The 16,756-nt window shown below is 42.5% G+C and carries 11 protein-coding genes; all 11 read left to right on the forward strand.

The window, feature by feature from the left end; translation table 11 throughout:
* Positions 1-228 precede the first annotated feature (228 nt).
* The 11 genes from ABR189_RS01750 to ABR189_RS01800 all read left to right on the forward strand — a co-directional run bounded on the left by ABR189_RS01750 (position 229) and on the right by ABR189_RS01800 (position 16,754).
* Positions 229-966: an XAC2610-related protein gene (locus ABR189_RS01750; RefSeq protein WP_354658716.1), complete on the forward strand. Its 738-nt coding sequence runs from the start codon at positions 229-231 to the stop codon at positions 964-966.
* A 494-nt stretch (positions 967-1,460) separates the two neighbouring features.
* Positions 1,461-2,048 (forward strand): RNA polymerase sigma factor, encoded by a 588-nt coding sequence (locus ABR189_RS01755; protein WP_354658717.1) that lies wholly within the window; start codon positions 1,461-1,463, stop codon positions 2,046-2,048.
* A gap of 53 nt (positions 2,049-2,101) precedes the next feature.
* Positions 2,102-3,307: a FecR family protein gene (locus tag ABR189_RS01760; protein ID WP_354658718.1), complete on the forward strand. Its 1,206-nt coding sequence runs from the start codon at positions 2,102-2,104 to the stop codon at positions 3,305-3,307.
* Positions 3,308-3,553: 246 nt separating this feature from the next.
* Positions 3,554-6,892: a TonB-dependent receptor gene (locus ABR189_RS01765; RefSeq protein WP_354658719.1), complete on the forward strand. Its 3,339-nt coding sequence runs from the start codon at positions 3,554-3,556 to the stop codon at positions 6,890-6,892.
* A gap of 12 nt (positions 6,893-6,904) precedes the next feature.
* On the forward strand, positions 6,905-8,797 hold the full coding sequence (locus tag ABR189_RS01770; RefSeq protein ID WP_354658720.1) for a RagB/SusD family nutrient uptake outer membrane protein: 1,893 nt from the start codon (positions 6,905-6,907) through the stop codon (positions 8,795-8,797).
* An 18-nt stretch (positions 8,798-8,815) separates the two neighbouring features.
* Positions 8,816-9,502, forward strand: a complete 687-nt coding sequence (locus tag ABR189_RS01775; protein WP_354658721.1) for a DUF3823 domain-containing protein — start codon at positions 8,816-8,818, stop codon at positions 9,500-9,502.
* 91 nt (positions 9,503-9,593) lie between these two features.
* Complete coding sequence (locus ABR189_RS01780) at positions 9,594-10,709, forward strand: hypothetical protein (RefSeq protein WP_354658722.1); 1,116 nt, start codon at positions 9,594-9,596, stop codon at positions 10,707-10,709.
* A gap of 80 nt (positions 10,710-10,789) precedes the next feature.
* Positions 10,790-11,944, forward strand: a complete 1,155-nt coding sequence (locus ABR189_RS01785) for a hypothetical protein (RefSeq protein WP_354658723.1) — start codon at positions 10,790-10,792, stop codon at positions 11,942-11,944.
* Positions 11,945-12,011: 67 nt separating this feature from the next.
* Positions 12,012-14,186 carry a hypothetical protein gene (locus ABR189_RS01790; RefSeq protein ID WP_354658724.1) on the forward strand — a complete coding sequence of 725 codons (2,175 nt, stop codon included), beginning with the start codon at positions 12,012-12,014 and terminating at the stop codon, positions 14,184-14,186.
* 116 nt (positions 14,187-14,302) lie between these two features.
* On the forward strand, positions 14,303-15,496 hold the full coding sequence (locus ABR189_RS01795) for a n-acyl-d-glucosamine 2-epimerase (RefSeq protein WP_354658725.1): 1,194 nt from the start codon (positions 14,303-14,305) through the stop codon (positions 15,494-15,496).
* Between the two features lie 4 nt (positions 15,497-15,500).
* Complete coding sequence (locus tag ABR189_RS01800; protein ID WP_354658726.1) at positions 15,501-16,754, forward strand: sugar MFS transporter; 1,254 nt, start codon at positions 15,501-15,503, stop codon at positions 16,752-16,754.
* Positions 16,755-16,756 lie beyond the last annotated feature (2 nt).

A 16,756-nucleotide genomic window follows, 5' to 3' on the forward strand; every position in this document is an offset into this window, starting at 1 on the left:
CTTACATATATTGAATTGCATTAAATTGCAATTGTTTTAAATGCATGAGATGTTAAATTCCGGATACCAATGCGCTTAGCTATTGTATTACTGTTGTTCCTTTTTACATGCGATGCAGTAGGGCAAACGCACTACACAGGGTTTATTGATAAATATCCTATTGAGTTGCAATTAATTCCCTACGAGTGGAGTAGTATCTATCTGTATAAAAAGAATAATACGCCAATATTGCTGGATTATAAATTAAAAGACAGCGTTTTGATACTTTCTGAGGCAAACAAAACAGGGACAAGGGTGGCAAGTATTATATTCGATCCTTTTGATGAAAACAGTAAAACACTAACAGGTATCTGGAAAGATTTGATCTCAGGTAAAACACTGCCCGTTCAGGTAAGCAGGGACTATGATATGACAGGGGGAAAGGATACCGCATGGACCAATAAAGATGTTATTCAGGCAATTTCATTAAAAGGGCGATACTTTAAAACCGTACTGTCTAAAGATAGTGGAGAGTATTATGCTGCAGTGAGAGGGGTTAAAATTCTGGACAAAAAAACCGGGATCCTGCTGCAACAAATACCAGTTGATTGCCAACAGCGAGGGATCTATAGTATAGCTGTTGATGATTACAATTTTGATGGGTATGAGGACTTTTCAATTTTTGAGGAAGCTTATGCGGGCGCCAATGAATCCAGTTTATACTTTTTGTATAATCCCACGAAAAAGAAATATTTCAAAAGTAACATCTATGGGATATCCCTGGTCTTTGACCCTGTATCAAAAACTATTACGGAATCAAATGCATGCTGTGGAGGAAGAGAACGGTCTGTGACCACTTATCGACTTGTAAAAAACGAAATGGTTGAAGTTGCATCACATCATTATGTGTGGGATGAGAAAGAACAGGATTATGTTGAAAAAAAGAAGCCGGTACGTAAAAAAAATCCCATTAACCTCATTCATTAAACCGTTCCTTATAAAAGACGCCTTCTGGTATGATCATAAAGAAGAATTATTTTATTGCTGCCTGTGTGATGGTTGTTACATTTTTTGGTTTGCCACCAATTATTGCAGCTTCAGGGATATAGAATGTATACTGGATTACTGCCGTAAGCTGCAGTATGATGCCTCCTTTAAGGATTTACCCGGTAGTATTCAAAAGGCAGTGGATGGTTTGTTGGAGCGACTGAGAAAAGAACAGGGATTGATTCTGCATAATGGATAAATGGGGGTATGCTATTTTAGGGGGATTATCAGGTATGATTTGCGGGTTGGGTTTCTTAAAAATGTTATAATTTTTTGGTTAAGTTTGTTCACTTATTTTAATTTTTGACGCAGAGTATTAGACTCTTGCAGTTATACTTAACAACAACCGAATCTTGTCAAATTTTAGAAATTATTAATATCAATGGATGCGCAATACATCCTCATACCTGTTATTACACGTTTAAATGGCCAGCATGCGTATTGAAGAAACACCTTCTGAGGCGGAACTGCTTTTGACTTTTAGAGAGGGTACTACTTCATCACTAGTATACTTATATAATAAGTATTATAATTCGGTAGTATTTTTTTCCCACAGTCTTATAAAGGACCGGCAGCAGGCAGAGGACATTGCTCTCGAGTCTTTTGTTAAGTTATGGCAAAAAAGGGAAGAGATAGCAAGCATGGGTAAATTAAGAGGATATCTGTTTACCCTTGCCAGAAACGCCTGTCTGGATTATCTGAAACATGGCAATGTGAAAGCCAGGGCACAGGAGACCCTTTTACAGGAAGCACAGCTATCAGAAGGCGAAATTGAAGCTAACCTGGTAGCCTCAGATCTTATGCGGCTTATATATGCAGAGATCAAATCCTTACCTGATGCCTACAGGGAAGTATTGGAATTACTCTATCTGAATGATCTTACCTCTGCCGAAGCAGCTGATAAACTGGGGATAAGTATGGAAAATCTACGGCAACGCAAAGGGCGGGCTATTAAGCACCTGCGTGTTGAATTGGTGAAAAAGGGAATCAGCCACCTTACTATCACACTGTTCTTTTTATAAAATAGGTTGTCACGCTCTTATTAACTCACTCGTTTTACTATTATAATCCATTCATGAGCAAAGAGGAGTATACTATAATAGATATTGAGCAATTTGATCAGATTGTACTACTGCTGCAGAAGCAGTTGAGAGGAGAGGTATTGACGACAGCAGAAGGCGACAAGCTGGAAAGCTGGAAAAAAAGCAGGCCGGAAAACCTGGAATTATATAATCAGGTTAATGATCCTGCGGGGCTGAAGGACCTGCTTCATCAGTGGCATTCTATTGAACTAACGAAAGAAAGCAACAAAAAACGTCTTATTAGTCAGGTTGCCGGCGCACCTGTTGTTAATAAGGTGCATTTTATGCGAAGGTGGGGATGGGCTGCCGCAGTGGTACTTTTTATCTTGGGAGCTGGTGTTTTTGCCTTCCTGGAAAAGAGCAATAAAGTAAAGGATAACCTGGTACTGCTGCAGGATGTAGCACCCGGAGGCAATAAGGCCACTCTTCTGCTGGCCAATGGATCCAGTGTGGTGCTGGATAGTACCGGAAACAGGGTAATTCAGCAAGGTAATACCGCTATTCAACAATCTAATGGACAACTACAGTACCAGGCGGGAGGAAATGCGGCAGATGCTGGTTATAATACCTTGAGCACCCCAAGGGGTGCACAGTACAGAGTGACCTTGTCTGATGGTACTAAAGTTTGGCTTAATTCTGCCTCCTCGCTCAAATATCCTGCTGTATTTACCGGAAAAGAAAGAATTGTAGAGCTGCACGGACAGGGATATTTCGAGGTTGCCAAGCATGCCGGGCTGCCGTTTAAGGTAAAGGTCAACAATATGGAAGTGAATGTACTGGGTACTCATTTTGATATAATGGCTTATTCCGATGAGAAAATGATAAGTACTACCTTGTTGGAAGGTGCAGTACAGATACTTAGCGGAGGAGAAACACAACTGCTGAAGCCTGGGCAGCAGGCAGTATTAAACAAGGAAAGCCAGCTATTATCAGTACATGAGGTGGCTGTTAATAAAGTGGTGGCATGGAAAGAGGGGCTTTTTGTTTTTAACAATATGGATTTGCCTACTATTCTCAGAGAAATTTCCAGATGGTATGATGTAGAAATTGTTTATGAAGTGGTACCCAACGGGAAGCTGTATGGAGGAGGTATCAGCAGACAACTGCAATTATCTGAAATATTACATTTTCTGGAAGCTAATGGGATTAACCGTTTTAAAATAGCTGGTAGAAAGGTAATTGTTTTGCCAGTACAATAACAACAAATAAAAATATTAGCAAAGGATAGGTCAGTGAACGATAAGCAAATCTCTGTACATTAATTTTTAAATATGGGTATCAACAGAAACCGGAGATGGTGACGCATCCCCGGTAACAAGTCTGGTATGCATAATAATCTCTGGAAGACTATTTAAAGTAAAACCAAACACCACAAATGTATGTTTTTTTATCCAACTGCGAAAGTCCCGCGGGTATGCGGGCTATCAGCCAAACTGTGCCTGGTTATGAAAATGACGGCTATCATTCTGCTCATTTCCTTTCTTCATGTGAGTGCTACCGGTTTCACGCAAAAGATCTCCTTATTTGCTAAGAATAAGCCGCTGCAACAGGTTTTTACAGAAATCGTCACGCAAACCGGTGTCTCCATTATCTATGATGAGCACATGCTGGCAAACACTTTGCCGGTTACGATTGAAGTAAAGAATGTACCTGTACGCGAGGTGCTGGATATGTGTGTGAAAAACCAACCCATTATTTATACCATAGAACCTAATAACATTGTTGTTATTAATATGGCAAAAATAACCAGCTTACCATTACCGCTGGCTGACACAACGATTACCATTACAGGTATTGTAAAGGATGAAAAGGGAGAACCTATCCCTGGTGTAACGATACAGGTAAAAGATACAAAAAGAGGAACACAAACTGCTGCAAATGGGGTTTACAAAATTACTATAGCAGGGAATGAAGGGGTACTTGTTTATTCAAATATTGGTTTTGAAAAAGTAGAGCGGACCGTAAAGGGGAATATGGTAGTTAACATTTCTCTTAAGCCGGCGAGTGCTTCCTTACAGGATGTAGTGGTAGTAGGATATGGTGCCAAAAAGAGAGAAACTATCACCGGTGCGATCAATAGTATCAATTCAAAAGAGATTAAGACTACCACTAACACCAGCCTGTCGCAAATGCTGCAAGGTAAAATACCGGGCCTTCAAATACGTCAGAATGCGGGTGGCCCCGGCGATTTTAATTCTATGATTAATATCCGCGGTTTTGGCGCACCATTATATGTTATTGATGGGATCCCCCGTGATGATGGAAGTTTCTTTCAACGATTAAACCCCGAGGAAATTGAGAGCATCTCTGTGATAAAAGATGCTTCGGCAGCCATTTACGGCCTCAGAGCGGCCAACGGTGTTATTATTGTTACCACCAAAAAAGGAGGAAAAGGGAAGACCACATTTAATTACACTGGCGTGGTAGGCGCACAACGACCTACGGATGTACCCAGAATGGCCAACAGGGCAGAATGGGCACAGCTAAGAAATGATGCTGCTATTAACGCAGGTGGTCTTCCTTACTTTACTAAAGAAAACCTGGAGCAAAACCTGACAGGGCCTTCTACAGACTGGTATGATGAAACGATGAAGAAGGCAGGCTTTCAGCAACAACATAATATCTCTGCCATGGGAGGTAATGATGCCGTAGCCTATTTTGCAAATCTGGGTTATGTTAGTGAAGAAGGGCTACTTAAGAGTAATGACTTGTCTTACAAAAAATATAATTTCAGAACCAACCTGAGTGCAACACTTTCAAAGCATCTTAAAACAGAAATTAATCTCTCAGGTTTTTATGACAAGAAGGAGGCACCAGGCCAGAACTTTTACGGCATCTTTGCAGGCACCCGAACTGCTCTGCCAAATGAACCGGTATATGCAAATAATAACCCGGATTACCTGGCATTACAACCCTATTTGAATCCGGTAGCATTGTCGGAGCGTGATCTTACCGGTTATGTGGAAGATGTTAACAGAGTATTTCAATCTTCTGCGGCCCTTATCTATGAAGTGCCTGGTGTAAAAGGCCTTCGATTGAAGGGACTGGCCGCTTATGATAACAACAATTACAGCAATAAGACCCTGAACAAAAGTTACAATCTTTATACCTATGATGCTGCAAACGATAAGTATAATGGATATGTACAAAGCAAACCTTCCAGGATATCCAATTATACATCTTACAACGATCGTCTTACATTCCAGGCACATCTGCTGTATGATCGCCTGATTGCAGATAAACATAAGATCGGGGTAACATTGGTATATGAACAGCAACAAAACTGGAGTAGGGTTTCTTCTCTGGCTCGTGAGTATACTTTCTTCACCAATGATCAGATCAATCAGGCCGATCTGAATAATCAGAAGGCAAATGGCTATGAGAATGAAACTGCCAGTAAGTCTTACATTGGCCGCTTTAATTATGATTACAAAGGCCGGTACTTTCTGGAGTACGCTTTCAGGTACGATGGCTCTTACCGTTATCATCCGGACAGAAGATGGGGATTCTTTCCTGTCGTTTCAGGGGGCTGGCGCGTATCAGAAGAACAGTTTATGAAGCCGGTATCTTTTATTTCGCATCTTAAACTGCGTGCGTCGTATGGTTTAGTGGGTGAAGATGCCGGATTACCTTTCCAGTATGTTCCGGGTTTCTCTACCAGTGGTGGGGGTGGTTATGAATTTGCAGATGGTACTTATACCACAGGGGCTTCTTCTCCGGCTGTTACAAACGAAAACCTAACCTGGTTTAAATCTACTATCAGCGATATAGGGATAGAGCTTTCCCTGTTGGGTAAAATCAACTTTGAATTGGATGTGTATCAGCGATACCGGAAAGGACTATTGGCCAGGAGAAATGTTTCCCTGCCGAATACTTTCGGTAGTACGCTCCCGGAAGAGAATATTAACAGTGACCTGGTACGGGGGATCGATTTTTCAATCGGCTATCAGCATAATACCGGTGCCTTCCATTATGGTATTAAAGGCAATTTCAACTTTGCACGCACCATGAATCGCTATGTTGAAAGGGGCGCTTTTCTGAATAGTATGGACAGATGGCGCAGTGGCGCATCAGACAGGTGGAGTGATGTGGTATGGGGCTACAAACTGGAGGGGCAGTTTCAGAACAATGAAGAAATCTACTACGCCCCAATGCAGGGTGGAGATCTGGGGAATACCCGGGAGCTGCCAGGAGATTATCGTTATAAGGATATGAATGAAGATGGTGTCATAGATGGAAAAGATATTGTTCCCCTGTTTTGGGGCGGTAACCCTAAATTATATTATGGCCTTACACTTAATGCTTCCTGGAAAGGGTTTGATTTCAATGCATTATTTCAAGGTGCAGGGAAATATTCTGTGAGGTTCAGGGAAGTATATGCAGAAGTGTTTGCATTTGGACTGAATACGCCGGCATACTTTTTTGACAGATGGCATAAAGCAGATCCTTATGATCCCAATAGTGAATGGGTACCTGGTAAATGGCCTGCTACACGCTTTATTTCTAATGTTGGGTCTATGTATGCCGAAAGCATTGTATGGCGGAAAGATGCTTCTTATATGCGTTTAAAGAGCGTAGAGCTTGGATACACTTTTAACCCGCAGGCGCTGCAGAAACGGGGGATCACCAGTATCAGGGTATTTGCAAACGCCCATAATGTGTATACCTGGGCAGATGCTTTTGTAAAGCAGTTTGACCCTGAAAAGATAGAAGGTGAGTACAGTGCGGGTCTGGGATATCCTTTGATGAGGAGTTTTAACGCAGGCATTAATATGAATTTTTAAAACCAGGTAAACATGAAACTAATTCAAAAAACGATACTATTTATAGGGATGCTTGCCTTTGCTGGTTGTGGTAAAAATATTCTGGATAAAAAACCACTGGACAAGCTGACGGGCGAAGCTTTATTTTCTGATCCGGAGGGCGTGAAGGTATATATGGCTAACCTGTATTATCAATTACCTGTGGAGGACTTTACATTCTTCAGGAGCGGATTTAATATCCGTGATGGGGAAAACCTGGTGCCAGCTATGCTTACGGATGAGGCTATTCATTCCGAATATGCTGATTTTTTGCAAGTGAACGATTTTTCCTGGTGGGACCAGGGGTATAAGCTGATCAGGGATGTGAATATACTGATAGGGATGATACCCGGACTTAATGTCCCTGAAGATCAGATGAATGCATTAACAGGAGAAAGTGCATTTATACGGGCCTACGCTTATTTTGCACTGGCAAAGCGATATGGAGGTGTACCATTGATTACAGCTGTACAAAAATATGAGGGAAATGTAGAAGCGTTAAAGGTTCCCAGAAGTTCAGAAAAGGCAACCTGGGATTTTATTTTGCAGGAATGCGATTCGGCCATTAACAATTTGCCCGATACCTGGCCGGGAGGGAGAAGGGCTTCCAAATGGGCGGCGTATGCACTCAAGTCAAGAGCAGCGCTGTATGCAGCATCTCTTGCGAAATTCGGAGAAAGAGCACCTTTATCCGGTGATGCAGTTTCACAAAAGTTGGTAGGTATTGATAAGGCTGCTGCCAATGGCTATTATGAAGCCTGTATAAAAGCGAGTGAAGCTATTATGGGGGCGGGGAAATACGGTTTGTACAGTCCTTCGCCTGCATCTCCGGAAGAAGCAGCTGAAAACTACAGGAAAATGTTTGAAGACCCATCTCTTGCATTGAATGAGGCGATCTTTATCAAAGGATTTGCAAGCCCCGGAGATATTACAGGACATAATTATGATATCTGGTATCAACCTGCACAAACAACAGGAGGTTGGCCTTTTCCGGGGCGGTTGGATCCAACCCTTGAACTGATGGATACTTATGAAAACTATGCTACTCCGGGACAAAGCGCACCTATCATTACTACTATAAGTGGGAATGACGCCAATGACTATAATGGCTTTAACCCGTCAAAGCAATATAAAAGATTTGACAAGCCATACGGCATATTTGTGGGAAAAGATGCACGGTTATGGGGAACAGCCGTTTTGCCGGGTACACAGTGGAAAGGACAGGAAATCATTATTCAGGCAGGATTTATTAAACCGGATGGAACGCCCCAGATATTGTCCGGCGACCCATTTACCCATAATGGTAAAACATATTACACCTATGGTGCAGCGGATGCTGCCCTTTATTCGGGATTTGATCCTAATGGAGGGGACTATACGAGAACAGGTGCTTCCTTCAAAAAGTTCCTGAATCAGAAGAACCCGGTTGCCCCGACCTGGAATCAATCGGTGACAGATTATATGGATTTCCGCTTTGCTGAAATACTGCTGAACTACGCAGAAGCAGTGGTGGAGAGTGGGTATACTGCTGATAATGCCCAGCTGAAGGCTACCAAAGCTATTAATGATATACGCCGCCGGGCTGGTCATACCGTTGATATTCCCCTGAGTGTAGAAAATGTGCAACGGGAGAGAGTAGTAGAACTGGCCTTTGAAAATAAAAGGATCTGGGATCTGATCAGAAGGAGAGAATATCATACACTCTTTAACAATAAAATGAGACATGCACTGTTGCCGGTACTTGATTTACGGGTACAGCCTGCGCAATACATTTTCATCAGGGCTAATGTAGCAAGAGCTGTACTTGCCACATTTGATCCGAAACAATATTATAGACCTATACCAGGAATAGGAGCTAATGGTCTGGTGCAAAATCCGCAATATTAATTATCAAAAGATACTGGCATGAAAAGTTATAAACTATATATAGTTACATTATCAGCGCTATTAATAATAAGCGCCTGTAAGCTGGATAATTATGATGCACCAAGTGCTACGCTGTATGGAGCTTTTATAGATGCTGAACGGGGAGGTCTGGTAGAGCAGGACATTATCCGGGGTACAACAATAGAATATGTGGAAGCAGGATATGCAGCAAAGGCTAAAGAATATATGGTAGTGAAGAATGATGGCACTTACCGTAACACGATGTTATTCCCCAACCATTATGAGGTTACACCGGTAAGAGGAAACTTTGCAGCTATAGCACCTCAGGAGATAAACATCAGTGGACAAACCAAGCTGGATTTTGCGGTACTTCCCTACATCCGTGTAAAAGACCTGGATATTAGAAAGGAGGGTACCAGGATCGTGGCCACCTTTAAATTACAGCAAACAATCGGTAAACCGGTGAGTAGGGTAGGTATTTATGCCCATCCTGATATGAGTGTGGGAGCAAGCCTGCATACTGCACTGGTAGAAAAGAATATTAATGCTGTGGCAGACTCCAACCAGGTTTTTACACTGGAGCTGGATATTGCAGCTACTCCTTCATTGACTACTGGTAAACCCTATTTCTTCAGAGTGGGTGCATTGATAGATGTGCCTGAGGCCAAGTTTAACTATGCAAAAGCAGTAAGACTGACGCCTTAAAAATCCAGTCGGAAAGTATCAAAATCATCATTGTCTGCACTGCTGTAACAAGTGTAGTGACCATCTTATGTAAATAATATAACCGTTTATTATGAAGCAATCGAAATTCATTGTGGCAATAGCTATCGTTATCTATGCCATAGTTGGTAATGCCTGCGGACACAGTAAGGCAGATACTCCCAACCTGCAAACACCCGTGCCGGCCGGTAGCTTTGAGTTGTCTTATTGGATCGATATAGATCTGAGAGCTAATAATGGCAGGGGATACTGGCATCATGTGGCAGATCGCCCTACAGATAAATTACCTACTTCTGCCGAAATCAAAAATGCTGTTACAAGGTGCCGTGACGATTATCATGGCCGTACTTTATATGTTACCTATCACCGGCAGTTTGAGATAGAAGATGCTAAAACAGTATTGAAATACTGGAAACAGCATGCAGAAAAGCTGGGAATGGTAATAGTGCCAGTAGTGGTATTGGAAGATTATGCTACACCAGCAGCATTGAATTTTACAGAGAAGGAAATTTCAGATTTTGCCAGGTGGTGTGTTGATAATATTAATACCAGAGAGTTTGGAGTATATGATATTTACCACAACCGGCAGGAGCCTAAAACGCCACAGGATGGACAGCTGGCAGTGATTCATGGAAGAATAGGGAACAAAATTGTAAGAGTAGGTGTACAGCCGGGAGAAACCCTGAACGTAAGTGTTTTCCGTGCAGTACAGGATGCCTGGACTGCTGAATGCCAGGGGCTGACAAATGAGCTGTGGGAAAACCCTGTGAATTATAAAGACTCTGATAACTATGGCCGCAAGCTGCTGGAAAACTGGGTTGCCGACAGGGTGGTAAACCATGGAAAACGCATCACCTGGTGCCTCATACCAGTGGCCTGGGATTATGAAGCACCGGTAGATCCTTATGGGTATGTATGCCCTGGTGATGATGCATTGATAAATGATCCTCCAATTGCAGGTCGTATCAGCAAATGTGCAACCACTATTCTTAAAGGATACCCGGAAGGTATAAAAAAACAAAAGTTTGGAGGCTTCTCCTGTGATCTGCATATCCTGGATGCCAATAGTGCCGGTAAACCGGAAAGCCCCAGTTTTTATGAACAGATAAAGGCGAATCAAACCTACACCGGATATTTTGCAGAAGCCATGCAACAAGTAGCAACAGTATATGCACAATATGATAAATAGGATGTTTCTATAACCATCAGTGAAAAGATTAAGGAAGGATAGACGATGAATATAATTATTCAAATACTAAATTCTTTAAAATGAAAAAACCTGTTATTGTTTTACTGGCATTGCTCTTTTTCTCCTGCGCAATTGTCACTGTTTCCTGTACCAAGCAGCTGTCAACACCTGAAACAGCCGGAATGCCTGACCCCAAGGGTACAGGTGACCGGATAGTTCCAAGATTAGCAGGTGGCGGGTTTGAAATATCCTATTGGATTGATATTGATGTAAGGTCAAACAACGGTAGGGGATATTGGTTTCATAAAGCTGACCGCCCTGCAGATAGTTTGCCTACCAGCGCACAGATCTGGGGAGCTGCTTCCCGTTGCCGCTTTACTTATCACGGCCTTACCCTGTATGTTATTTACCACCGGCAGTTTGAAATCAGTGATGCTAAAACAGTGCTTCAGTACTGGAAAACCCATGCGGAAAGCATGGGCATGAAAGTAGTGCCGGTAGTAGTATTGGAAGATTATGCAAGTCCTGCGGCTACAAATTTTACTGATACTGAGATACCTGATTTTGCAGAATGGTGTATCACTAATATCAATGCGGATGAATTTGGGGTATATGATATCTATCATAATCGCCAGGGGCCTGGTACTGCACAAAACACACAGTTAGGTATTATCAAAACAAGAATAGGTAATAAGATAGTCCGTATTGGTCTCCAGCCAGGGGAATCATTAAATCCTAACATACGTCGTGGTGTGCAGGATACCTGGTCTGCCGAATGCCAGGGACTGACCAACACTTTGTGGGAGACCCCGGTTAGCTATGGCGGTACTACTAACTATGGTCGTAATTTATTGATGAACTGGGTGAATGACAGGGTAGTGAATGATAGTAACATTATTAGTTGGTGCCTGATCCCGGTAGCCTGGGATTATGATGCCCCGGTAGACCCCTATGGTTACATCTCTCCCGGTGATGATGCCCTTACAAATGATCCTCCGGTTCCGGGGCGGGTTACTTTATGTCACAACTATATCGTTGGAGCTTATCCCGGAGGGAGTGGCAATGCCAAATTTGGTGGCTACTCCTGCGACCTGCGTATACTGCAACTGAATAGTGCAGGAAAGCCGGAAAGCCCCACTTTTTATGAACGGATACGGGCAGACCAGCTGTATACAGGTTATTTTTCGGGAGCTATGAATGAAATAGGTGGTATATATAGCTTGTATGACCATTAAGAATTGTATTAAAAAGTATCTCCGGACAAACAGGAGTTTAATAAATAATTATTTAGAAGAGACCGATATGATGCAGGTTTTCACTAACAAGTCGTATAGAAAGACAAGGCACTTTGTTCATTTACTGTTGATAAGTTTACTGCTGTTTTCAGAAGCAGTGACTGCCCAGCAGCTGTTTAACTATTGTGGTCCTGAAAAAAATGATTTATACGTACAATTGAAAAAAGAAGGTTTCCAGGTGCGCTACTTTGATAATATCAAAAGAGCGCTGGACGAAACAGATAAGGGACATCCGCTAATTGTTGCCGCTACCGGTTACCCGCACCATAGAACACAAATCGACCCGGAAGATTTTGCAAAAGCAAAAACCAAACGGATACGGTTATTTATAGAATTTCCGGCAGCCATACCAGGTATGGCACTGCCGGATACTACCCATTATAACAAATTAGAACGAGGGGTGGTTACTTCCCGTTTTTTTGGAGAAAAACTACCCGAAATGAGCATTTTGGGTGTGAATGGATGTTATCTGCTTCCGGTAGTGGTGAAGCAACCTATTCTTAGCATGGCAAGGGTAGCTGGATTTGATAAGGCGCAGTTTGGTTTATCAGATACGAAAAGCTATCCACTACTATTTTTGAAGGATAATATGATGATAGCCACCGCTGCATTAACCAATTATGAAACGGCCCGTTTTGGACCTGCTGCTTCCTGGAAGATTGTTTGGGAAGGAATCCTCTCCTGGTTGTCGGGTAAAAACACTATCGTATTAAATAAATGGGAACAGGACCCGGCACCGGCATATAGTAAAAATGAAAAATTGCCTGAAAACGCAGGTGCAACAGCTGTCAGAAAAGGCACTGAATGGCTGTGGAATGCACGATTATTTATTCATCCGGCCTGGGAGCAGGAAGTGATGGCGAAATATCAACCTAAGAATGGAGATCCGAATTTATTCTTCGGTCCCCCGGTTACGGCGGATATGCTGGCCGGAGATGGCAGCAGGGGAATTATGGAAGGGCATGGATCCAATATTTTATGGGATGGCACACAGGACTACCGCTACTTTATAAGAGCAGATGTACAGGGAGAATCGGCGTTCCTCTTAGCAGCTTCCGGAGAATTGTTGGGGGAGAAAAAGTATATGGCGACAGCAGAAAAACTGCTTGATTATCTTTTCTATACTTCAGGTTTCAGAGGTGGGGCCCGTAACAACAGAGATAGTGCTTCTTATGGGCTCATTAGTTGGGCTAACACACATTTAGGTACTTTTTTTAATGACGACAATGCGAGGTGTATACTGGGGGTAGTAGGGGCCAGTGCTTTTATGAAGAATGAAAGGTGGAACAGATTTGTTGTTGAGAATATACTGGGAAATCTGAGGACATCCAGCAAACAGGGCTTTCAGGGTAATGCACTGGAACAGGCTGTAATTGAAAAGGAGGGATGGCGGCATTTCAACAACCGGGATTTTGTGAACCTGCACCCGCACTTTGAATCATGGATGTGGGCCTGTTATCTGTGGTTGTATGATAAGACGAAATTCCAACCATTGCTGGATAAGGCCAAATCTGGTATAAAACTGATGATGGAAGCTTACCCTGATAAATGGAATTCCCAGAATGGTATACAACAGGAAAGGGCGAGAATGGTACTGCCATTGGCCTGGCTGGTAAGAGTGGAAGATACGCCGCTTCATCGTAAATGGCTGGACGCTGTGATCCGTAAGCTGCTCGAATATCAGGAGCCCTTCGGCGCTATCCGGGAAGAACTCGGCAACGCCGGATCTGATAAACATAAAATTCTTGTTACCTCCAATAAAGCCTATGGCACGAACGAAGCTTCTCTTATTGCTGTTAATGGCGATCCGGTTGCGGATATGTTATATACCTGCAATTTCCTGTTTTTTGGATTAAATGAAGCAGCACATGCAACCGGAAATCCTGATTATAAGGATGCGCTGGTACGGCTCTCTGATTTCCTGATCCGCATTCAATCCCGCAGTGACAGACATAAGGATGTGGATGGCGCCTGGTTCAGAGCATTTGATTTTGGACGATGGGATTACTGGGCTTCAAATGCTGATAATGGATGGGGGGCCTGGTCAACCTTAACCGGATGGATACAAACATGGATAGTAGCTACCCAGGTATTGGTGGAAAAAAAACAAAGTTATTGGGAGGCTACCAAACAGGTGGATATGACTGCTTCTCTTAAAGAATCACGCTGGATGCTTCAATAGCAAATCTTTAGCAAACAGCTAGATGGGTATCATGCTGCTCATCCGGGGCATGGTACCCATGGTATTAATACTTCATAATGTAAAAAGTAATGGAACAAAAAAATAATCACCTTAATATGAATCTGGATAATTATATTAGCCTTTACCGGAATAGTTTATTAGAGGATGTCATTCCTTTCTGGATGAAAAATTCCATTGATGAAGAATATGGAGGCTATTTTACTTGCCTTGATACCGTTGGCAATGTGTATGATACCGATAAATTTGTTTGGCTGCAATGCAGACAGGTCTGGACATTTTCAATGTTATATAACCGGGTAGAGAAAAAACAGGAATGGCTGGATATTGCAATAAAAGGCGCAGCATTTTTGACAAAGAACGGCCGTGATAAAGAGGGTAACTGGTATTTTTCTCTTAATCAACAAGGAAAACCGCTGGTGCAGCCTTATAATATTTTTTCTGATTGTTTTGCTGCAATGGCTTATGGTCAATTATATAAAGCCACCGGCAATAAAGCATATGGTGAAATAGCGGTAGCTACATTTCATAATATTCTTAAAAGGAGTAGTGATCCTAAAGGAATATATTCCAAGGCTTTTCCCGGCACGAGAAATCTGCAGGGTTTTTCATTGCCAATGATTTTGTCAAATCTTGTGCTGGAGATAGAACATTTGCTGGATCCTGTTATTGTAGATGATACGATCAAGCAGGCAATACATCTCGTGATGAATGTTTTTTACCAGGAGGACCTGAACCTCATTCTGGAGAATGTGCATATGGATGGAAGTTTTTCTGATACTTTTGAAGGCCGGACAATCAACCCCGGTCATGGATTGGAAGCGCTCTGGTTTATTATGGACCTCGCTGTGCGCGATAACGATGTGACGCTGATCAATAAGGCAGTGTCTATTGCTTTACAGATTGTTGAATATGGATGGGACAAGGCACATGGCGGGATATTCTATTTCCTGGACCAGCAGAACAAACCCCCTCAGCAGCTTGAGTGGGATCAGAAATTATGGTGGGTACATGCGGAGGCTATTGTTTGTATGCTTAAAGGCTATGCTTTGACAGGTAACCCTGCATGCTGGAAATGGTTTGAACAATTACATGATTATACCTGGAGGCATTTCCCTGACACTGCCAATGGAGAATGGTTTGGTTATCTTAACCGGGAAGGCAGGGTTTTACTTCCCTTGAAGGGAGGGAAATGGAAAGGTTGTTTTCATGTACCCCGTACTTTGTATCAGGGATGGAAAACTTTGGAGGATATTAAAATGAAAAAAGAAAGTACCGTATTGCAAAAATAATTTTATGGCAGGAATTTCTTCATCGCATGATTTAGTTAAACCGGATCATACAATTAATGAAAAGGTTAATTATTATGTTCCGGCACTGTTTTCGTTGGGTGTCCTTTATTTTATGATGGGGTTTATTACCTGTCTGAACGATACCTTAGTTCCTTTTTTTAAGAAAGGCTTTGACCTGAACTATACTTCTTCTTCTCTGGTGCAATTCTATTTTTTCCTGACCTATGGCCTGATGTCTGTTCCTGCAGGAAAAATAGTCCAGCGGATAGGGTATCAGAAGGGGATGATGATGGGATTTGCGATTGCAGCGATAGGTGCATGCCTGTTTTTTCCGGCAGCGGTGTATCATCAGTATGCGCTTTTTTTAGGTGCATTGTTTGTGCTGGCAATAGGTATTGTTTTGCTGCAGGTGGCAGCCAATCCATACATTACTGTACTTGGTCCGGCGGAAACAGCGTCATCAAGACTTACACTTGTACAAGGAGTAGGGTCCATAGGTACTACCGTGGCCCCGCTTTTCGGAGCGCATTTCATTCTTGCCCGACTGGAAGAAGCAGGTTCTTCCAGTGATGCAGTCAAGTACCCATATATTGGGATTGCATTATTGTTGATTGTAATTGTGCTGATACTCTCGCAGTTGAAACTTCCGGTAATACAAACAGCTATCCCGGATGAAAACGAACGGAATGATGGATTCCGGGCCTTATTCAGGTTTCGGAACCTTAGCTTTGGCGTGTGGGCTTTGTTCTTTTACGTAGGTGCAGAAGTGGCAATAGGTACTTTTTTGACAAACTATGTGGCAGATACACTTTTGATATCAGAAACTGCAGCTAACCACTACGTTGCTTATTACTGGGGAGGGATGTTGGTAGGACGTATTGTGGGCGGTTTTTTCCTCCGGGCGGTTAAACCATCAGTGATGCTGACCGGTTGTGCATGTCTGTCGGTATTGTTGATTTTGACTGCCATGACTACTACCAGTCATTTGGCAGTTTGGTCGCTTGTTGCTGTAGGTTTGTTTAATTCAGTAATGTTTGCGATCATTTTTTCTTTGGCTGTAGCTGGTTTAGGGAAGTATACGACGATGGCTTCAGGGATATTATCTACTGCAATTGTAGGCGGTGCAGTGATTGCTTTTTCACTGGGGTTTGTTAAGGATCATTTCAGTTGGTCTATGGCATTTTGTGTTCCTTTGTTATGCTATTGCTATATTATATTCTATGGTATCAATGGGTACCGGCAGCGTCTTACCAGTTGATT

The sequence above is a fragment of the Chitinophaga sp. H8 genome, assembly GCF_040567655.1.
GTDB lineage: Bacteria > Bacteroidota > Bacteroidia > Chitinophagales > Chitinophagaceae > Chitinophaga > Chitinophaga defluvii.